Consider the following 18,179-nt stretch of genomic DNA (forward strand, 5'->3'; position numbering starts at 1 on the left):
GAACCGAGGAGCACCCGATGGCTGACACCCAGACGACCGGCATCAAGAACGCGGACGAACTCATCACCCTTGCGGCCGCGTTCGGCCTGACCGTGACGGTCGAGAGGACCGACCGCGACACGCTCACCTCCTACGTGGTGCGCTTCGCGATCCCCGTCCCCGCCGCGAACGCCGGCACTGAGCTGGGCCGCGCCATCGCGGGCGACACCATCACCCTCCTGTGGACCAAAGCGAAGAAGAAGGGCGCACGCGGCCGCCTGGCCGACGCCACCGTCTGGACCGTCGCCGGCCACCGCAAGGCGCGCACCCTGCGCGCGGTCACTGCCGCCGTCGACACCCTGGGGCGCAGCTCCAACAAGTACGCCCGCGACGCTGCGCCCTTCCCCGAGGACGTCGTCGACGCCCCGCACGCCGTGTTCGTCGACGGCCACCAGGTCCACGCGGGCATCCCTGCCGCGCACGTCCGCACCATCGTGAAGAACCGCCGCTTCCGTGGCTGGACCTTCCACCAGGACGCCGACAAGGCCATCGTGTGCGAGACCCGCCGCTACGTCCCGGTGCAGCCGGCCGCCGCCGAGGAGGCCCCCGCCCCCGTCGCCGACGAGCGCCAGCACGTTCGGATCACCAACGACGGCCCCGCCGAGGTCATCCCGACCCGTGAGGCCCTGGACGAGATCAACGCCGCGATGATGGAGCCGGAGGTGAAGCGGACCGTCAAGCGCATGTCCGCGAGCAAGTCGACGGCCCACATCGTCTACCGCGACGGCCGGACCGTGTACCTGCGCCCCGCCACCCCCGGCGACGTCTTCCCCACCCCGGCGGAGCGCCCCACGGACGCCGAGCTGACCGGCGACATCGACGCAGGGCACGCCGCCTACCTCGCCGAGACGTTCGCCGCCGTCGCCGACGGTACGGCGCTCCCCGTCCGCGCCGACATGATCCGGCCCGGCATGGACGTGATCCACGCGCACATGGGCGAGACCCGCACCATCGACACCGTCACGGCCTACGTCGGCGCCCCCGGCGCGCCGTGGGTCCGCCCCTCCTGGACGTTCCGCAGCCACGACGAGAGCACGGCCGGCAGCACCTACCCGCCGGAGATGCACCTGATGGTTACCCGCGCCTCCCTGGACGCCGTGTTCGGCCCGGCCCCCGTCGAGGACGCCGCCCCCGCCGCGCCGGTCGACGAGAAGACCCGCCGTTGGGCCGAGGGGTTCGCCGCGAAGTGGTGGGCCGAGCAGAACACCGGCGAGCCCACCGACGCCGCCCTGGCCGCCGTGTTCGCCCACACGGTGAAGCCGCCGAAGCCGGAGGCGTACCCGCTCATCCGCGAGGCCATCACCGCACTCACGCCCCCGCCCGCCGCCGCGCCCCTGTTCGCCGCGCACGCCGCCCGTGAGGCCGCCGAGGAGGCCACCGACCTGACGCCGCGCGCCCTGTCCACGCTCGCCCACCACTTGGAGACCCTGCCGCTCGCCGCGCCCCCCGCGCTGCACGAGAGGCTGCACGCGGCCCGAGACACCGCCGAGGGTGCGTGGGAGGCCCTGCGGTTCGCTCACAGCCTGGCCGCCAAGACGGCCGCCCGTAGTGCCGCAAAGGACGCCATTGTTCGGGCAAGGGCCGCCATCCTGGCCGTCCAGCCGCACGCCCGCCGGATGCACGGCACCGACATGCCACACACCGCCGACAGCATCCGCGCCGCCGCGCTCGCCTACATGCACCTCGGAGCCACCCCCGACGAGACCAACGCCCTCAAGAACGGCGCCGCCGAGGTACGCATCGACTGCCGCCCCGACACGGGGAACGGGTGGACCGTCACCGCCCGCATCACGGCCGGCATCCGGGACGTCCGCTGGTTCCTCCCCGCGCACCCGCCCATCGTCGTCAAGTTCCGCAGGGTCGACGGCCGCCAGAGCCCCGCCGACAACGCGCGCAAGGTGATCGGGTCCATGCTCCGCGTGGACGTACCCGTCACGTACAAGGACGCCGCGCACCACTGACCCCGCCCGGCGCCGCCCGGCCGGATCGGGTCGGGCGGCGCCCTCGAGGCCCCATACGCGCCCGCGCGCGTGTGGACGGTCCAGAAAGTCCAGGAACCCGCGTCACCTGCCCCGTTCCCTCTGGGGCGACGCAAGCCGTCTCCGCGCGGCCCACTGCCCGGCGAGAGCACGCCGGGCCCAACCAACGAAGTGAGGAACCCCCGATGTTGACCCCCCTTGAGCGCGCCGACGAGATGGCGCGTCTGGTCATCGCTGCGGCGCAGCAGGACAACGCCTGTGTTGTGACCGGCGGCCTGGTGGACACCGTGATGAAGCTGCACGCCGACACGGAGGCGGGGAAGGCGAACCCGGTGACGGTGCGTCGGCTGATCCGGGCCGGCGCCGGGGCCGAGGGGGTCCGCGTCGTCCTCACCGATGATGAGCGGTACTGGGCGATCCGGGAGCAGCTCCACCACATGGGCGGCGACGAGGTGCACGCGCTGCGCGACAGCATCTCCGACGGCGGCGAGCTGGACCCGCGCGGCAATGACCGCGTGCTGGTCGAGGCGATCTCCGTGCGTCTGTCGCGGCGTCTGCCTCCGCACCGTCTGAGTGGTGCCGAGCCGGTCTCCATCCGTCTGTGGGACGAGCCGGAGCCGGACGGAGTCGGGTCGCTCCCGGAGTACGCGGGCCACCCGAGCGTGGTCGCGGCCTTGGAAATCCTGCGCGCGGCCAGGGTGCCGGTGGCCACGGTCCCCGGGCGCAAGATGCTGTACCGCGACTGGCACAGCCCGCAGGGGCCGCAGGGTGCGTTTCTGTGGACCTACACGGGTTGGACGCTCGAGGTGACGTGGTTCATCGACGGCGCCCAAGACGAGCGGGGCATGCGGTCCCGTGACGTCCGCCGTGTGCGGGGTGCCCGTAACCAGGCTCTCGACGACGTCGCCGCAGCGTTCCGTGCGGCGGGCTGGACGGCGTGGCGGGTGATGAGCCGTAAGACGGCGACGCGGTGCGATCTCCGCTTGGACGTAGCACCCCCGGCGGCCGTGGAGTCCCCGGCCGTCTCCTGACGCCCCCAGTCCCGTTCTCCCGCCCTGTCGCCGTCGTCCTGGTCGCCGAGTGCGTCCAGACGCGGCGGGGCGCTCCCAGGAAGGCCCAGCCCCGACATGCCCATGCCCCCGTGGCTCCGCTCCCACCTGCCTGCCGAGCCCACCCGTACGTTCGTCGCGTTCACCGACGCGGTCGCCGAGCTTTTGGAGCTGCCGCCCGCGCCGCCGGCCGAGGTCTACGCCCGCCGGTACGACACGGACCACGTCTGGATGGTCTGGCGGTACAAGGACGGCGGCGCCTCCCTGTTCCTCGAGCGCCCATACGGGGAGCTGCGCGACGGCGTGTGGGTTCGCCTGCACTGGCACGAGTCGCCGAACCCGGAGGTGGTGGCCGCGATGATCCGGGCCTACGTGCGCCGAGGACGTCGCGAGCAGCGCCGCCGCCCGTGCTGGCTCGTCCGCGTGCTGTTCGGCCGCTGAGCCGGCCCCGTGATCCCCGGCCCGCACCCCGTGGGCCGGTCCCCTGCGGCGGAGAGCTACCGCCGCAACCCGAAGGAGAGGAACAAGCGCGTGAGCGCGTACGTAGAGATCCCCCGCCCGTACGAGTCGGCCCCCGGCCGGTTCACCGTCGACCTGGTGTTCCCGACTGCGTCGAAGCGCCGGGCGAAGCAACACCACGACGTGGCGTGGGCCCTGGCCGACGTCCACGGCGTGGAGGCGTCCACCCCGTTCGCCCTGAACCCCAGGTGGTCGTACTACAAGGAGATGTGCGGGAGCGATGAGCGGTACGGCGGGCCCGACGAGCGGCGCCTGACGGTGCAGGGCGGAGCTCGAGCGGTCGCCCGGTACCTGGTCGCCCTCGAGCGTGTCCTCGACGAGGTGGAGGCCCTGGCGACGCGAGCAGTCCGCGCGTTCGGCGCGTGGAAGCGCTCCGTGGCCGGTGAGCCGTTCCTGGAGTACGAGGACGCGTCCACCATGCGCGTGCGGTCTCGGGAGTTCCGGGCGGACGTCCTGCGGGCCCTGGTGCAGGGTCTGGACGCCCGTACGCGGCCCGTGGGGGAGCGGGACAGCTCCCGGCCGCTGTGGGAGCAGTACGGGGCCGTCGCCGAGGAGGTACGGGCCGCCGCGGGCGGAGTCGACCTCGAGCGGGCCGACGAGGAGGCCATGACCGCCCAGGAGGCGCGCATGGTCCCGGCGGCCGTCGCCGAGGCGGAACGCCTGGTCCGCGCCGAGGCGGCCCGGCTCGAGGAGCAGCGCCTGGAGGAGGAGCGCGAGGAGCTGTTCCGGCAGGTCGACGCGGCGTGCGCGCAGGAAGCCGACGAGGCGGACGCCGAGCGGTGCGCCCTGGACGGACAGGGGGCGTTGTTCGCCGTCTCGGAGGCCCGGCCCGCGCTGGTGGTGCCCCCGCCCCGGCCGGTGAAGCCGCGCCGCGCGCCCCGTGAGCGCGTGCCCGTGGCGGCCCGGTTCCCCGACGGGACAACGCACGTTGCGATCAGCCGGGAGCAGGTGGAGCACTTCAACCCGGGCATCGCGGCCGCCATGTGGCCGAAGGTGAACCCGGAGCGCCGGCGGTACGTCCCCGCGGCCTGACAGCTCCCCGGAGTCGGGACCACCCCGAACGCTAAGCCCGGGTGAATCCAGGGGTGCGAATCCCTGGTTTCACCTGGGCTACCCCTTCCCTAGATTCCCCTGGGTGTACTATTCTTCTTGTTGGCGGGAGAGCAACCCGCCGCAACCAACGAAGGAGGAACACCCCCATGAACGCTGCCCTGGCTGCGAAGCCCCTGCCGCAGCTTTCCGCGCAGTACGGGCCCATGCGGTCCGTGATCGGCGCCCCCAGCACCACCGACGTCATCCCCGAGCAGCACGACGCCTACCTGTTCAACATCGCGGGCGGCAACGTGCTTCGGGAGTCCGTCATCAAGGGCGCCGACCGGAAGCCCGTCCTGGCCGTCCGGTTCGTCGAGTACACCGACCCCGTCACCCGCACGCAGCGCTACGCCGTCGACTTCTGGTCGATCCGGCGTATCAGCGTCTCGGACCACGGCAACCGCGCCATGGCTGAGGTGACGTACGAGCGGGCGGTGCGCGCCGAGTACGAGCGCCCGACGCTCGACCTGCCCGCCGAGCGGCTCGGCAAGGGCCTGTCGGCCTACTACGACGTCACCGACGTCGCCTGACCGGTCCGGTCCCTCTCTCGCCGGGGCGCGACCGTACGCGCCGCGCCCCGGCACCCTCCCCCAACTCGCCACCACTCCACCGAGGAGACACCCCGCCATGGGCAAGACCACCGACGCCGCCACCCGCACGATCCACCTTCAGGGCGTGGGCCGCGTGCCCGCCGTCGAGGCCCAAGACCTGAGCGTTGGCGACCAGCTCATGTACAACTCCGGCAGCGTCTACCAGATCACTAAGATTGAGGACGCCTCCCCGAAGTTCTTCCGGATTTTCCAGGTCAGCACCGAGACCGGCGAGGAGTACAGCCGCCGTGTCAAGAAGGACCGTCTCGCGGCCCGCGTGCCCGAGGGAAAGCGCCGCCGTCTGGGCCACGACGCCCCGGCAACCAACTACCGCGCCCAGGTCTGCGCCCCCCAGGGCGGTATCTGGGTCACGGTGAGCCACGGTGACACTGCCAAGGCCGCCGCATGTGGCCGTACTCCGCTGAACCAATTCTCCTACTTCGGCTCCGTGATGCTGGGACGTCACGGGCTCGGCGACACTTACGACGCCCGCGTCGACAACATGGCGGCCATGGCGGCCGGCGCGACCCTCACCGCCGAGAACGGGCACCGTTTCCGCATCCTGCCGCCAGAACAGCCGAGCGTATCCGTGGAAGCCGCCGCGCTCGCCCAGAAGTACCCTCTCGGCGCTGCGGCCGTCTTCACGCCGGAGGGCGCCACGGAGCGGGACGTTGTCGTCGTGAACTCCGCCCCCGACGCTGACGGCACCGTCGAAGTGCTCAGCGCCCGGCAGAACGGTAAGGCGCTCCGGGTGCCGCTTGCCGCGCTGGAGGAGCTGCCCGCACTGCCCCCGGCCCCCGAAGGCGACCCCACCGACTATTGGACCGTCACGGACGACAAGGGCCAGGAAGTAACCCGCGTGCGGGCCGAGACCAGGGTCGGCGCCCGTACCGAGGTGGAGAGGAACCCCCAGGCTGCGGCGGTCGCCAAGAGGCTCGGTGGGCTGTTCTACCGGCGCCTCAGCACATCGGAGCTCCCGCCGGAGCTCCGGGCCGCGCTGGAGGCCGACACCGCCCGTCAGGCCGCGCCTCGCGCCCTTGGCTGCCTCCCCGGAAGCGTTGACGTCCCTCAGGTGAAGGCCGCTATCCGTCTCCTCACACACGACGGGCAGCCGCTCGCCGCGTTCGACGAGCGGGACCGGTGCCTGAGCGCCGGGGCCTACCTGGACCCGCGCCGCGAGACCGGCGAGGTGGTCCTCGAGTTCCTCGCCGAGCACCGGCCGGCCGCCGGGCGGAAGGAGCTGGCCGACGAGCAAGAGCGGGTCACCCTCGAATACGCCGCCCTGTTCCGAATGGCCGGCTGGACCGTGCAGGAGTTCCAGGAGCGCGACCACACCGGCCAGGAGCGTCTGGCGCGGCTCATCCTCACGCCTCCGACGCCCCACAGCGTCTAGCAGCTCCCCCGGCCGGGGCGCAGCCCGTACGCCCCGGCCCCACCCGTCTCACGCCCTGGAGGACCACCCGATGCAGACCATCGCCCTGTTCGACGTCCCGACCGCTCCGCAGCCGGCCGCCAAGCTCCATCGGGCGCCGCTCGCCCTGGGGGAGCTGCCCGTGTCGAGTGTTCCCGCCGCGTACGACCGGGAGCACCTCTACAGCCCGAAGGCGAACACGGCCGCGCTCGTCGACCACCGGCCCGGCGACCAGTTCCCGCCGCTCCCGGTGTCCCCGCCCGGGCCGAAGGCGTGGGGCGCCTGGTGGCGGACCGAGGCCAGCGTGACCACGCCGGACTATCTGGGGCTGGAGCCCGGCGACGTGATCACCCTGGACGACGGCGACACGGCGACCGTCGTATCCACGTGCCGGTTCGGCGCGGTCGTCCGCTACGCGCTGCCCCCGAGCGAGTGGTGCGACAAGGAGTACGCGGAGCAGTACGTGACCGCCCGCAACCAGTTCGGCCGCTGGTACCGCTGACCACCCGCCCACGGGGCGCAGCTCCCACGCTGCGCCCCGGCCTCTCCGCCCCTTCTCCGCCCGCTCCACGCCCTTGAGGACCCCGCCATGCAGACCGTGCCCCTGTTCGACCTCCCCGACATCCAGACGCTCCAGGAAGCCCCCGCGGCCGCCGCGCCGGCGAAGACCAAGCCGAAGCGGAAGCGGACGAGCCGCGTGCACCCGTCCGTCCCCCTCGAGCCGTCGACGACCGTGCCGGACGAGATGATCCTCAACGCGGACTGGATCGTCATCTCGAGCAGCGGCGGCAAGGACTCGCAAGCGATGCTCTCGTACGTCGTGCGGCGCGCGAAGGCCCTGGGGATGCTGCACAAGGTCGTCGTCGTCCACGCGGACCTGGGCCGGGTCGAGTGGGAGGGGACGCGCGAGCTCGCCGAGCTCCAGGCGGCGCTCGCCGGAGTCCCCCGGTTCGAGGTGGTCCAGGCGAAGGGCGCCGATCTCCTCGACCGCGTCGAGATCCGGTACGGCAAGCTCAAGGCGAAGGCCGAGGAGGAGGCGCGCGAGCGCGGCGAGGACCCGGCCACGGCGAAGGTCGCCCCGGCTTGGCCGTCGAGCGCAGCACGCTGGTGCACCCCGGACGCGAAAAGGGGCCCGATCCGGACCCTCTACACCCGGCTCGTCGACGAGCTGGGCGACCTGGGCCGCCCCGTGCTCATCCTGGAGTGCATCGGCCAGCGGGCCGCGGAGAGCACCGCGCGGGCGCAGCTCGCCGAGGTGGAGGTCAACCGCGGAGCGAGCAACGGGAAGCGGCACGTCACCACCTGGCGGCCGATCCACGCATGGAGCGACCGGAAGGTGTGGGCGGAGATAGCCCGGTCGCGTCTGCCCTACCACCCGGCGTACGACTGGGGAAACCGGCGCCTGAGCTGCGTGTTCTGTGTCCTGGGGTGCAACAGCGACTTGGTGAACGGTGCCCGTCGGGTGCCGGAGCTCGCCGCGGCGTACGCCCGGACCGAAGTGGTGGTCGGCGCCGACTTCAAGAAGGGGTTGAGCATGGCGGAGATCATCCGGCGCGCCCAGGCGCTCGAGGAGGCCGAGGGCCCCGCCGCGCGGCCGCCGGCCGGAACCGCGATGGCAGTGCACATCGGCCAGGCCGCAGCGACGAAGTACCGCGTCCGTCAGGTGGCGTTGTACAGCCTGGCCGCCTGATCTTCCCCATGCCCGCGCCGGGCCCGGTCCGGCGCGGGCAGACTGACCCCCGACCCCTTCCGATGGAGAGACGACGATGCCCGAACAGCACCAGGACCTCGACGAGCAGCCGGAGGCGGTGCGCGCCCTGGTGGGCCGGACCATCACGGTGACGGAGGCCCTGTCGGGGATCCCGAACGCCCGCCCGTACCAGCTCCGGATCACCGAGGCCCGCATGACGTCCGACCCGGCGTCCCACACTGTGCACGTGACGGGGGAGCGGCTCCGCATGGACGGCCGGCCCGCCACCCGCAAGTGGCGTCCCGTCGAGAACACCACCGTGTGGCTGACGGACGGCTGGACGGACGTCCTGGGCCTGCCCGCCTTGCCGTCGCGGGAGTGGCTCCGGGAGGCCGTGGGCCAGCCGGTGTACTCGGAGAGCCAGCGTGCCGGTATCGCAGCCCAAATCATCGACCAGGGCGCGGCGTACCGGGTCACGGTCGGCGAAGTCGTCGAGGACCAGGCCGTGCCCGGCGACGAGGTGACGCGCCGGGTGGCCGAGGCGCTCGCAGAGAAGGGGATGCGGCTGGACCGGCACGCGCACGGGCGGACGTTGCGGCTGCGCTACGCGGACGGGCGCCCCCTGGTGTTCTTGACCCCGGAGGGCTGAGCCGGCCCGCACGGCGGGGGTCGTCCTGGTGGGCGGCTCCCGCTTTTTTCTGCCGTTCCCTACCCCGGCGGATTTCCCTTGGTGTACTATTCCTGGTGTTGGTGGAGAGCAACCACCGGCGAACCAGCGAAGCGAGGAACACCATGTCCGCAGCCGTTCTTTTCGACGTCCCCGCCATCACGGCGAACGCTAAGCCCAAGGAAAAGCGTCCCGCTCCGGTGTACGCCGAGCGTCGGTGGTTCGCCGACCTCGACCGGGTGACGTACCTGGGCACGCACCAGCCGTCTTGGCTCGCCCGCGAAGAGTTCGGCAACGACTGCATCCCGCTGTGCGTCGCCCACCAGCGGCTCGACGGCCGCAAGACCCTGCCGCGCGCCGTCACTCCCTGGATGCTCGACTCCGGCGGCTTCACGGAGCTGTCGAAGTACGGCCGCTGGACGGTGTCGCCGTACTACTACGCCGCGGCGGCGCGCCGGTACTACGACGAGACCGGCCTGATGGACGCCTGCGCGATCCAGGACTGGATGTGTGAGGACGAGATCCTCGCGAAGACCGGCCTCACGATCGCCGATCACCAGCTCAAGACCGTTGCGTCGTTCCTCAACCTGATGAGCCTCGACGCCGAGCTCCCGTGGATGCCCGTGATCCAGGGCCGCACCCTCGACGACTACCTGCGGTGCATCGACCTGTACGACCAGGTCGGCGTAGACCTCACGCTCGAACCGGTCGTCGGCATCGGCTCCGTGTGCCGCCTGCAGCAGACCGACGAGGCCGCCCGGATCATCGAAACGATCTGGGGGATGGGCATCCGCCTGCACGGGTTCGGCTTCAAAAAGACCGGCCTGCGACGCGTCGCCCACCAGCTCTACAGCAGCGACTCCATGGCCTGGTCGTACAACGCCGTGAACCGGGCCCCGATGCCCGAATGCGTCGGCAAGCACGTCCACTGCGGCAACTGCCCGAAGTACGCCATCGCCTGGCGTAACGCGCTCCTCAACTCCCTGCCGGACGACCCGCAGCTCCTGCTCGCCGCCTGACCTCGGCAGGCCCCTGGGGCGCCCCGCACGGGCGCCCCGCCCCCCTTCGGGCCGGAGAGCACCGGCCCCAACCACGAAATGAGGAACCCCCGATGACCGCCACGCGCATCTACGGCACCTGGACCACCAAGGTGAATCTGTACTCCACCGGCCCCGACGCCGACGTCGACGCCGTGGTCGACGGTGGCGCCCCGGACTGGCGCGCGATGCTCGCCGACACCGGCGCCCTGGACCGCATGAAGGCCGAGTACCGCGCCGCCATCGACGCGGCCCTCCCCGGTGACGTCGCCCTGTGCGGTGAGCAGTTCTTCGGGCCGGCCGAGCCCGAGGCCGGCGAGTTCGACGGCTACCCCGTAGACGAATACGGGGCACTGGACTTCGCCGCCATGGTCGAGGAGATCGACCTCGCCGCGATCGTCGACCGGCACGACCCGGACGCGTAGCAGCTCCCCACCGGGCCCCTCTGGGCCTGCCCCGCCCCCGTTCTGACACAGCCTGCCGCGGCGTGACGTTCCTCCATGCGCCCGGCGACACCGCAACGCCCCTGAAAGGACACCGATGGACCCCGTCGTCTTCACCGCGAAGGACATCAGCACCCTGCGCCAGGCCGCCCGGTTCCTACGCGCAATGGAATTGCAGCTCCCGGCCACCTCGCACGACATGACGCACACGGGCGTTCTCACGTCCGCGTTGTGGCTCGACCACCAGGCCGACGAGCTGGTCGCCGCGCCGCAGCCCGCGTCCCGGGAGACGCGCCGCCCGATCTTCAACCACCTCGTTGCCCCCGCGGCCGGCGGGCCCGTGCTCCACGTCCAGGCAAAGGCGCTGCTCGACGAGCACGAGGCCGCCGTGCGGGCCGAGGCGCTCGCCGACCCGGAGGCCGTACGCGCCGCCGTGGCCCGCCTGAACCAGGTCGACACGGCCGCCGAGGACGACACGGCGCACCGCTGCACGCTGCCGCCCACCCGCCGCCTGCCGTGCGGCTGCTGCCCGCACGCGCTCTGCGAGGACTGCGAGCGGTGCGGCCACACGTGCACGTGCAGTCGCGCCCCCGAGGCCATGGAGAAGTAGCCCACCGGCCGGGCGCCGCCACACACCCGGCTCCCGTCCCACCACACCGTTCCGCCGGCAGGAGATGCGAGATGACGCCATATGAACGCCTCATGGCCGAGGCCATCCCTACTGGCAGATTCGGTGACCCTGTCGGCGAGACCCGCCCTCAACGCCCTCTGATGACAACGCAGGACCAGCAGGCCGCGCGCCGCGCCGCCTTGGCCGAGGCCCAATCCGACTGGCGTCTGCCGGATGCCGCCTCCCAGCGCAAGCGCGCCCGGTCCGCCGCGGTGGCGCTCGAACGGTCCGCCGAGCGGGCCCGGGCGCGCAAGGAGTCCCGCCCGCGTCACCTGCGCATCGTGCCCGACCCGAACGACACCCAAGCCGCTTGACCATCACACGCCCAGAGAGGCACCGCCATGCGCTGGAACGTCACGCCCCGCCGCAGCAAGCCGAACAGCGGCCGCTGGAGGGCCGACCGCACCGAGTACGCCCGCCGCCGGCCGTGGCCGCTCGAGCTGCCCGGTCTGTCCGTCCCCCGCCCCGCCTGCGCCTGACCGTCCGCCTGATTACCACCGCACTAGGAGAAGCCCATGCCCAGCACCACCCCGGCCGAGCCCAGCCGGCTGATCTACCCGTACGGCTACGTCGACGGCCAGAACCACCGCCTGCTCCTGCGCACCGCGGTCGATGGGAACGGGCAGCCGTACGTGTGGGTGGAGGCCGAGAACCTCGCGGCCGGAGGCGACACCGCGGCCGTGTGGCTGTCGCTCGAGCAGGCCGCCAGCCTCCGCGCCGCCCTCGGCGAGGGCCAGGCGCACCACGTCACCGACTACACGGGCGACACCCTGACCGTGCTGCCGGGCAGTGCGTGGACCACCTTCGAGGTATCCCGGCAGGCGAACGACGACGACGAGGCCGCCGCGGTGCGCGTCGTCGTCCTCACCGGCCGGCTCCCGGAGCTGCGCGAGGCGCTCGCCATGACCGCGCAGTTCGCGCAGCAGCGCATAGCCGCAGGCGAGCAGAAGCCGCACGTGCTCACCCCGGCCGAGCACGACCGGGCGTGGCACGCAATCGAGGGCGCCGCGGGGGAGCCTGGGGCCGACCCGGGCACGATCCTGCGGGCCGTCCTCGGCGCGCTGCAGATCCTGCCGCCCAGCGCCGAGGACTGGCAGGCCGCCCGCGAGGACCTGCACCGCCGCGTGGGCAGGAGGTCGCCCGATGGCCAGTAAGGCAGTCGAGGGCGGGTACGGCAGGAGGCAGCGCCGTGGGTGACTGGTTCGGCGTCGGCTTGACCGACTACTACGACCCGGGCGACTGCCACACCGGCGACGTCTGGCACACCCCCGGGACGCCCGTACGCGCTGATGACGACTTCGTCTTCTTCTTCGACGAGCTCGGCCGCCGGCAGCCGGTGGAGCACTGGTCGGACCTGCTCTTTCAGTCGACTTGGTGGCAGGACGCCGAGCGGAGCATCTGGCGCCTGGACGAGCTCGACGAGATGCGGTGCAGCCGGATCTACGGGTTCGCGGCCCGGCGCGAGGAGGAGACCGGCACGCTCCTCGCCTGGGAGGCGACTCGCGGGCCGGTGCCGAACGGGGACGTGGCGTTCGACGCGTACGACCGTGGTCTGGGGCAGCTCCTGGACATGGTCGGTGAGCACGGGTGGATTCACCGCACTGAGCTGATGGTCGCCCTGCAGCGCCGCATGCGCGGGTGGCCCGCGATCGAGGGGACGTGCTTCTGCGGCTACCCCGTCGCCGAGGGCTGGGACCACGGCGCGTGCCACGCCGGAATGGAGATCGCCTGACAGCTGGCAACTCGGTGAACTGCCGTATGCTGCACACCAGTTTCATGCGCACGGAGGCCCGGCCACCAACATTGGCCGGGCCTCCGTGTTATGCGGACGCTGAGCGCTACTTGAGCGCCTCTCTGGCGGCCTTCCTGGTGGCCTTCTCCGCCTCCTGCATCCGCTCGAGGACCGCGTCGTAAACGGTGGTGTCCTCCGGGTCGGCGAACGCCTCCATGAGCCGAAGGGTCACCTCCGAGCGGGAGATCCGGGGACGGTTGAGGGCGTCTGCGATCTTGATGGCGGTCCTGTCGACGGCCCGGGTCACCGCGGGCGGGATCGCGCGGGAGACCGGCGGCTGGATCTCCTCGACGAGCACGCCCTTGATGGTCTTCGCCAGGGCGTCGACGTCCTCGTCCTCGTCGAGCTTGAGGTCGCCCGGCAGCATCTTGACGGTGTTGCGGAGCCGCTCGGCGGTGACCTGGTCCGGGCCCCAGGAGTCGGCGACCAGGACGTACACCGCGACGGCCGCGTTCAGATTGAAGGCGTTTTTGACCGGGACGATCTCACGGACCTGACCGGGGTTGACGTCGTAGCTGCGAGCGGCGAGGACTTCTCCGATCGCCCAGCCGGCGCGCAGCTTGCTGCACTTGCCAACTGAGATGCCTTTCTCCAGGGGCGCCCACTCCTCGATGGTGCGGTAGGTCCGCTCCGGCTCTAGCTTGTGTGGGGTGTCCCGAAACAGCTTGCCAGTGGCGATGGTGTCGAGGGCTTTGCCCTGGATGAACCAGGCTGTGTTGCCCAGGTCGACGCCCTCGAGGCACTCCTCGTACCGCGTCCGTTCCTCGTCGGTGAGCGCGCCCTCCCCGGCGGGCTCGACCGGGTCGGGGATCTTGTGGAGGCCAGGTCGGGCCTCCTCGACGGCGGTTTCGACGGCCTTCTCTATGGTCGCCTGGCGGTCCGCTTCGACGGCCTTGGAGCCCTCGGCCAACTTGCCTTTGCCGCGGCGCCGGGCCGAGCCCCAGCTCGCGTCTTGCGCCCACGCCTCCTTCTTGTCGTCGCTCACGCGGCATCCACCAGCCCGGCCTTGACCGCGATCGTGCGGAAGAACTCGGCGGTGTCCGACTTCGGCCGGTACATCTGGACCGGCTTGCCCTCGGCCTCTGCTTCGCCCAGGTCGGCGCCGCGGAACGGAATCTCGACGAGGGGCGCCAGGTCGGGGTGGCTGCGGAGCTGCTTCAGGATCACCTTGTTGTACTCCCCGCGCCCGTACAGGGCGAGGCTGATAACCATGCCGAGTTCGTGGAAGTCGTCGCGCTCGAGTTCTTCCATGATGCCCTCGTGCTGGTCGAGCTGGGAGCCGACAGCCTTCATCGCCCACTTGTGGGTATTGGCCATCATGAGGGCGCCGTGTGCCGCAGCGGTAATCGAGCTGGTGTCCGTGTCGATGGCCGGTCGGGTGTCGATCAGGATGTAGTCGTACTCGCCCTCGAAGTGGGCGAGCATCTTCCTGTGCGCGTGGAGCGCGTTGCCTCGCTCGCGCAGGCGCGCGGGGAGGAACGTCAGGTCGAGGCTGGACGGCAGGACGTGAATCAGCTCGAACGGCTTGGCGACCAGCGGGTGCGGGTCGAGACCCTTCAAGAGGCAGTCGGTCTGTGTGGGGCCCTCGTCCTCGTCGAGTCCGTCGAGCTTGAACCCGTCGGTGAGGTTCATGGACGGGTCGCCGTCCACGATCAGGACTCGCATGCCGTAGGAGGCGAGCGCGCCGGCGAGGTTCATGGTGGTCGTCGTCTTGCCGACGCCGCCCTTCTGGTTGCACATCGCGATGATGCGCGTCATCGTCGCGGGTCCGGTGAAGGGCCCGTAGCGGAGCCGTTCAATCTCGGCTGCTGATGTCGTCATGAGAGGGACGATAGTCAGACCGTCGCCATGTTTCGGGCAGTGAGCCCGTATAGGTACCGGCGGCGGCACGTGATAGGGCCCCGAACGTCACCCGTACGGGGCCCTGGAGAATTGCCCAATTGGGCAAGAATGATCTTGGTTACCTGCCGAAGGTGCGGCGCTGCGCGGCGTGGACGGCGAGCGCCTCCTCGAGGGCCTGTCCGTCGTAGTCGGGCCAGTGCCGGTCCTCGAAGTGCAGCGTGGCGTCCGCGGCCTGGTAGAGCAGGAAGCCGGACAGGCGGCGCTCTCCGCTGCTGCGGATGATGAGTTCGGGGTCGGGCAGGCCTGCGGTGGAGAGGAAGTCGTCCAAGGGCAGCTCCTGGCGCCCGTCGTAGTTGGGGGCGGTCAGGGACCGGGCGACGGCCTGGCGGACGTCGGCGCGGCCGTCGTAGCCGATGCCCAGGCAGACGGTCATGCCCTGGCGGTCGGCCGTGAGTCGTTCTGTCCGCTCGATCGCGGCCAGGAGCCGGCCGGGGACGAGGTAGAGGCCGGAGAGCTGGGAGAGAACTCGGACGGGGCCGGTGGAGACGGCCGCCTCAGTGTCGAGCAGGTCGACCAGCACATCGGTGAGGGCCTTGACCTGGGCTTCGGGGCGACCGAAGTTCCGCTCGGACATCAGGAAGACGGAGGCGGCCCCGACGCCGAGGGCGCGGCAGTGTTCGAGGATCTGGTGGACGACGGCCGTGCCCTGCCGGTAGCCCTCTTCGACGGTGAGGCCGTGGGCGGTGGCCCAGCGGCGGTTGCCGTCGGCGATGAAGCCGATGTGGCGGGGGACGTCGAGGCGGTCAACGGCGGGCGCGGGAGCGGGAAGCGTCTGCATGGGCCGGAGGAGTACAGGCATGGCGGTCTTTACGTCATCCGGTGAGCGCGGCGAAGACCGCACCGGCGGTTGCGGTGCCCGCGGCGGCGCCGGCGATTGTCTGGGCGAGGGTGTGGTCGCGCAGGGAAATACGGGACCAGGCGATGACGGCGACGAGCGGGTAGGCGAGCCAGACGAGCGGCCCCCAGGTGAGGGCGAGCATCGCCAGGGCGCCGCCGGCGACCGCGGTGTGCACGCTGATTTTCCAGAGCGCGGTGACCGGCAGTAGGACCGCGAGGGTGGCGAGCATCGCGACGACCAGGGCGACCATGTCGGTCGGGGCGTCGAGCCAGAGCATGCCGCCGATGCCGAGGCCGACCAACGCCATGATCACGGGGATGAGGATCATCCGGCGCTGTCGCTGCCCGATGTGCCGGTCGGCCCACATGCCCTTGCGCATGCCGTACTTGATGAAGGCCATGGGCAGGACCGCGGCGAACACGATGGCCTCGAGCGCCCAGAGCGCCCCGGTGATCGGGTTGTTCTGGGCCAGGCCGACGCCGAGGCTCACCCCGATGATGACGTTGCGCGGCTCCATTCCGTCGGTGATGAGGCGGGCCGCGCGGTTCTCCTCGCGGGCCGGGGTAGGAGCGGCGGTCGTGGTGCTGGTCATACGGCGACTTCCTGGGGAGCTTGCCGGCCGGAGAGCTCGGCGGCCGCTTCGGCGAGGCTGGGCGAGGTGTAGTGGTGAGCGACCCGGGCGAGCCATGCTGCGTTCGCCAACAGGTCGTTGTGCATGGGCATCTGGGAGCCGGCCGCGTACGTGGCGGGCTCCTCGCCCTCGACCGCCTTCCTGCGGGCGACGCGCAGGGTGATGGCCTCCCGGGCGGCGCGGGCGTCGTCGCCGCGCAGGCCTGCGCTGTGGGCGATGTCGAGGGCCTGGCGGTGGACGTCCTGGCTGATCCAGGGCAGGAGGGTGAACCACGCGTCGGAAATGTCGACGACGCGCTTGTCGAGCCGGTCGTACAGGTCGCGGGCCCGGCGCCGTTCCTCGCGCGGCGAGTCGGTCTCCTGAAGGCGGCGCAGGATGACGTCCGATGGGAGGACGGAGACGAGTTCCTCCCACAGCGGGCGCAGGGCGAGCAGGCCGTGGCGGTGCTGGAGCGCGCGGATGAGTAGCTCGGCGGCGCGTACGGAGCTGCCGATGATGACCAGGAGGATTGTCACCATCTGGAGCAGGGATCCGCCGCGGTGGAACTCGCCCTCGCTGAGGGGGAACGTCCAGTCGGTGAAGCCGCAGACCAGGAACGAGAGCCGGTAGACGGGGTAGAAGGTGCCTGTCCCGGCCCCCGCGGCCATCAGGCGCATGCACAGCCGCAGAAGCCGGTCGTCGGTGCGCCGAGCAACAGTGAGGCAGAGCAGCGCCGAGGGGGCCAGGGCCGCACCCATGGTCAGCAGGTACAGCGCCAGGTGCACCGTGCCGGCAACGTTGCCGTACTGGGCGCTCGCGAAGTCGGCGGATCCGTCGGGGGCGATGACGGAGGGGGAGGAGAACGGGAAGACAAGGGAGGCCGCGATGCTGGTTCCGAGCAGGAAGACCATGCGGGGTTTGAAGGAGACCCAGCGGCGCCAGGCCGGTTCCTCCTCCAGGGGTGGTACGACCGACTCGACCCATCCCACCAGGAGAATGCAGGCGACCATCACGGCCAGGTGCTTGGGGAGCACCGCGGCGTCGTGAAGGCCGGTGTGCTGGTTCAGGAAGTCCTCGATGAACGACAGGCGCAGCGTGGCGCCGGCCGCGAGGGCGGCAAAGGTCGCAAGGATCGCCCGCTTCCCGCTCGTCCGTGCCGTGTCGCGATCCTGCTTGCGGTCGCGGATCTCCTGATAGGTGCGGATGCCGACCACCAGCCAGAGCGGGATGGTGGTGAACAAGTCAATGACGTCGTCGGTAGGCACGGGGGCTCTCAGCGGCAGGTGGGGGTCACAGGCTGTGGTGCAGCCGGTCGACCAAGGGGTCGTGGTGGCGGGTGTCGCGGGCCTGCTCGGCAGCCTGCCGGCGCAGCAGGTAGGCGAACCCTTCAGCCTCATTCTCGATCCGGACGTACTCGGGATCCTGGGGCCCCTCGTGCGAACGGGCCCGGCCGAACAGACAGCCGTCGAGGAAGTCGGGGCCGAGGAACTCGTACGGCTTCGGCTTGACGGGCAGGAGGAGCGGCTTGTGGCCCATCTCCTGGTGGCCCCACTCGTGGCCGAGGTTGTGCACCGCGGCGGAGCCCGTGAGGGCAGCGTCCACCCAGACGGCGTCCGGGCCGTCGCCAGGGCGTTGGACCCACAAGGCGTTCGCATGCAGGCCGGGGATGGGTGAGGGCCCGCGCAGCAGCTCCAGAAGGCGTCCGTAGCGGAGCTGGTAGCGCTCCTGCATCAACGCGAACAGCGTGTCGAACGTCAGCGGGGACGGGAGGGTGACGGCGGCAAGGGCCTGGCGGATCTTGCGGTCATGGGCGGATTGGATCACCGGATTTGGACACCTGCAGGGGGACTA

General features: G+C 71.3%; 22 protein-coding genes. 16 read left to right on the forward strand and 6 right to left on the reverse strand.

Annotated features, from left to right (window positions below):
- Positions 1-17 precede the first annotated feature (17 nt).
- The 16 genes from BLW14_RS34740 (at position 18) to BLW14_RS33350 (ending at position 12,918) form a co-directional block, all read left to right on the forward strand.
- The gene (locus BLW14_RS34740) at positions 18-2,000 is read left to right on the forward strand and encodes a hypothetical protein (RefSeq protein WP_093711090.1); all 1,983 of its coding nucleotides are present in this window, start codon (positions 18-20) and stop codon (positions 1,998-2,000) included.
- A gap of 203 nt (positions 2,001-2,203) precedes the next feature.
- On the forward strand, positions 2,204-3,049 hold the full coding sequence (locus BLW14_RS33285; protein ID WP_093711091.1) for a hypothetical protein: 846 nt from the start codon (positions 2,204-2,206) through the stop codon (positions 3,047-3,049).
- Positions 3,050-3,145: 96 nt separating this feature from the next.
- Positions 3,146-3,508 carry a hypothetical protein gene (locus BLW14_RS33290; protein ID WP_093711092.1) on the forward strand — a complete coding sequence of 121 codons (363 nt, stop codon included), beginning with the start codon at positions 3,146-3,148 and terminating at the stop codon, positions 3,506-3,508.
- Positions 3,509-3,598: 90 nt separating this feature from the next.
- The gene (locus BLW14_RS33295; RefSeq protein ID WP_093711093.1) at positions 3,599-4,618 is read left to right on the forward strand and encodes a hypothetical protein; all 1,020 of its coding nucleotides are present in this window, start codon (positions 3,599-3,601) and stop codon (positions 4,616-4,618) included.
- Positions 4,619-4,785: 167 nt separating this feature from the next.
- Positions 4,786-5,208, forward strand: coding sequence for a hypothetical protein (locus BLW14_RS33300; protein ID WP_093711094.1), 423 nt, complete (start codon positions 4,786-4,788; stop codon positions 5,206-5,208).
- A gap of 97 nt (positions 5,209-5,305) precedes the next feature.
- Positions 5,306-6,661 (forward strand): hypothetical protein, encoded by a 1,356-nt coding sequence (locus BLW14_RS33305; protein WP_093711095.1) that lies wholly within the window; start codon positions 5,306-5,308, stop codon positions 6,659-6,661.
- A gap of 70 nt (positions 6,662-6,731) precedes the next feature.
- Positions 6,732-7,181 carry a hypothetical protein gene (locus BLW14_RS33310; protein WP_093711096.1) on the forward strand — a complete coding sequence of 150 codons (450 nt, stop codon included), beginning with the start codon at positions 6,732-6,734 and terminating at the stop codon, positions 7,179-7,181.
- Between the two features lie 87 nt (positions 7,182-7,268).
- Positions 7,269-8,369, forward strand: a complete 1,101-nt coding sequence (locus BLW14_RS33315) for a phosphoadenosine phosphosulfate reductase domain-containing protein (RefSeq protein WP_218137715.1) — start codon at positions 7,269-7,271, stop codon at positions 8,367-8,369.
- A 76-nt stretch (positions 8,370-8,445) separates the two neighbouring features.
- Complete coding sequence (locus tag BLW14_RS33320) at positions 8,446-9,018, forward strand: hypothetical protein (RefSeq protein ID WP_093711097.1); 573 nt, start codon at positions 8,446-8,448, stop codon at positions 9,016-9,018.
- 143 nt (positions 9,019-9,161) lie between these two features.
- Positions 9,162-10,055, forward strand: coding sequence for a deazapurine DNA modification protein DpdA family protein (locus tag BLW14_RS33325; protein ID WP_256333062.1), 894 nt, complete (start codon positions 9,162-9,164; stop codon positions 10,053-10,055).
- Between the two features lie 92 nt (positions 10,056-10,147).
- Entirely contained in the window at positions 10,148-10,498 is a 351-nt protein-coding gene (locus tag BLW14_RS33330) for a hypothetical protein (protein WP_093711098.1), read from the forward strand.
- Between the two features lie 115 nt (positions 10,499-10,613).
- Positions 10,614-11,126: a hypothetical protein gene (locus tag BLW14_RS33335; protein ID WP_093711099.1), complete on the forward strand. Its 513-nt coding sequence runs from the start codon at positions 10,614-10,616 to the stop codon at positions 11,124-11,126.
- Positions 11,127-11,287: 161 nt separating this feature from the next.
- Positions 11,288-11,500 carry a hypothetical protein gene (locus tag BLW14_RS33340; RefSeq protein ID WP_143052043.1) on the forward strand — a complete coding sequence of 71 codons (213 nt, stop codon included), beginning with the start codon at positions 11,288-11,290 and terminating at the stop codon, positions 11,498-11,500.
- Between the two features lie 27 nt (positions 11,501-11,527).
- Positions 11,528-11,665, forward strand: coding sequence for a hypothetical protein (locus BLW14_RS34745; protein WP_177154262.1), 138 nt, complete (start codon positions 11,528-11,530; stop codon positions 11,663-11,665).
- Between the two features lie 36 nt (positions 11,666-11,701).
- Positions 11,702-12,340, forward strand: coding sequence for a hypothetical protein (locus tag BLW14_RS33345; protein WP_093711101.1), 639 nt, complete (start codon positions 11,702-11,704; stop codon positions 12,338-12,340).
- A 35-nt stretch (positions 12,341-12,375) separates the two neighbouring features.
- A complete protein-coding gene (locus BLW14_RS33350; RefSeq protein WP_093711102.1) occupies positions 12,376-12,918 on the forward strand; it encodes a hypothetical protein in 543 nt (180 codons plus the stop codon).
- Between the two features lie 106 nt (positions 12,919-13,024).
- On the opposite strand, the gene BLW14_RS33355 is transcribed toward BLW14_RS33350, so the two are convergent.
- The 6 genes from BLW14_RS33355 to BLW14_RS33380 form a co-directional block, all read right to left on the reverse strand.
- Positions 13,025-13,963, reverse strand: a complete 939-nt coding sequence (locus tag BLW14_RS33355) for a hypothetical protein (RefSeq protein WP_093711103.1) — start codon at positions 13,961-13,963, stop codon at positions 13,025-13,027.
- On the reverse strand, positions 13,960-14,799 hold the full coding sequence (locus tag BLW14_RS33360; RefSeq protein ID WP_093711104.1) for a ParA family protein: 840 nt from the start codon (positions 14,797-14,799) through the stop codon (positions 13,960-13,962). Before BLW14_RS33360 ends, BLW14_RS33355 begins: the two co-directional genes overlap by 4 nt.
- A gap of 139 nt (positions 14,800-14,938) precedes the next feature.
- The gene (gene uppS, locus BLW14_RS33365; RefSeq protein ID WP_093711105.1) at positions 14,939-15,679 is read right to left on the reverse strand and encodes a polyprenyl diphosphate synthase; all 741 of its coding nucleotides are present in this window, start codon (positions 15,677-15,679) and stop codon (positions 14,939-14,941) included.
- Between the two features lie 13 nt (positions 15,680-15,692).
- On the reverse strand, positions 15,693-16,310 hold the full coding sequence (locus BLW14_RS33370) for a phosphatase PAP2 family protein (RefSeq protein WP_256333063.1): 618 nt from the start codon (positions 16,308-16,310) through the stop codon (positions 15,693-15,695).
- Positions 16,307-17,569 carry an MAB_1171c family putative transporter gene (locus BLW14_RS33375; RefSeq protein WP_093711106.1) on the reverse strand — a complete coding sequence of 421 codons (1,263 nt, stop codon included), beginning with the start codon at positions 17,567-17,569 and terminating at the stop codon, positions 16,307-16,309. Before BLW14_RS33375 ends, BLW14_RS33370 begins: the two co-directional genes overlap by 4 nt.
- A 49-nt stretch (positions 17,570-17,618) precedes the next feature.
- The gene (locus BLW14_RS33380; RefSeq protein WP_093711107.1) at positions 17,619-18,152 is read right to left on the reverse strand and encodes a hypothetical protein; all 534 of its coding nucleotides are present in this window, start codon (positions 18,150-18,152) and stop codon (positions 17,619-17,621) included.
- Between the last annotated feature and the right edge of the window lie 27 nt (positions 18,153-18,179).

Source organism: Streptomyces sp. 2131.1 (genome assembly GCF_900105515.1).
Lineage (GTDB): Bacteria > Actinomycetota > Actinomycetes > Streptomycetales > Streptomycetaceae > Streptomyces > Streptomyces drozdowiczii.

Bases quoted from the DNA above. Each gene is read 5' to 3' on its own strand.
- BLW14_RS34740 (WP_093711090.1), top strand. From the start codon at position 18: ATGGCTGACACCCAGACGACCGGCATCAAGAACGCGGACGAACTCATC.
- BLW14_RS33285 (WP_093711091.1), top strand. From the start codon at position 2,204: ATGTTGACCCCCCTTGAGCGCGCCGACGAGATGGCGCGTCTGGTCATC.
- BLW14_RS33290 (WP_093711092.1), top strand. From the start codon at position 3,146: ATGCCCATGCCCCCGTGGCTCCGCTCCCACCTGCCTGCCGAGCCCACC.
- BLW14_RS33300 (WP_093711094.1), top strand. From the start codon at position 4,786: ATGAACGCTGCCCTGGCTGCGAAGCCCCTGCCGCAGCTTTCCGCGCAG.
- BLW14_RS33305 (WP_093711095.1), top strand. From the start codon at position 5,306: ATGGGCAAGACCACCGACGCCGCCACCCGCACGATCCACCTTCAGGGC.
- BLW14_RS33310 (WP_093711096.1), top strand. From the start codon at position 6,732: ATGCAGACCATCGCCCTGTTCGACGTCCCGACCGCTCCGCAGCCGGCC.
- BLW14_RS33315 (WP_218137715.1), top strand. From the start codon at position 7,269: ATGCAGACCGTGCCCCTGTTCGACCTCCCCGACATCCAGACGCTCCAG.
- BLW14_RS33320 (WP_093711097.1), top strand. From the start codon at position 8,446: ATGCCCGAACAGCACCAGGACCTCGACGAGCAGCCGGAGGCGGTGCGC.
- BLW14_RS33325 (WP_256333062.1), top strand. From the start codon at position 9,162: ATGTCCGCAGCCGTTCTTTTCGACGTCCCCGCCATCACGGCGAACGCT.
- BLW14_RS33330 (WP_093711098.1), top strand. From the start codon at position 10,148: ATGACCGCCACGCGCATCTACGGCACCTGGACCACCAAGGTGAATCTG.
- BLW14_RS33335 (WP_093711099.1), top strand. From the start codon at position 10,614: ATGGACCCCGTCGTCTTCACCGCGAAGGACATCAGCACCCTGCGCCAG.
- BLW14_RS33340 (WP_143052043.1), top strand. From the start codon at position 11,288: ATGACAACGCAGGACCAGCAGGCCGCGCGCCGCGCCGCCTTGGCCGAG.
- BLW14_RS34745 (WP_177154262.1), top strand. From the start codon at position 11,528: ATGCGCTGGAACGTCACGCCCCGCCGCAGCAAGCCGAACAGCGGCCGC.
- BLW14_RS33345 (WP_093711101.1), top strand. From the start codon at position 11,702: ATGCCCAGCACCACCCCGGCCGAGCCCAGCCGGCTGATCTACCCGTAC.
- BLW14_RS33360 (WP_093711104.1), bottom strand. From the start codon at position 14,799: ATGACGACATCAGCAGCCGAGATTGAACGGCTCCGCTACGGGCCCTTC.
- uppS (WP_093711105.1), bottom strand. From the start codon at position 15,679: ATGCCTGTACTCCTCCGGCCCATGCAGACGCTTCCCGCTCCCGCGCCC.
- BLW14_RS33370 (WP_256333063.1), bottom strand. From the start codon at position 16,310: ATGACCAGCACCACGACCGCCGCTCCTACCCCGGCCCGCGAGGAGAAC.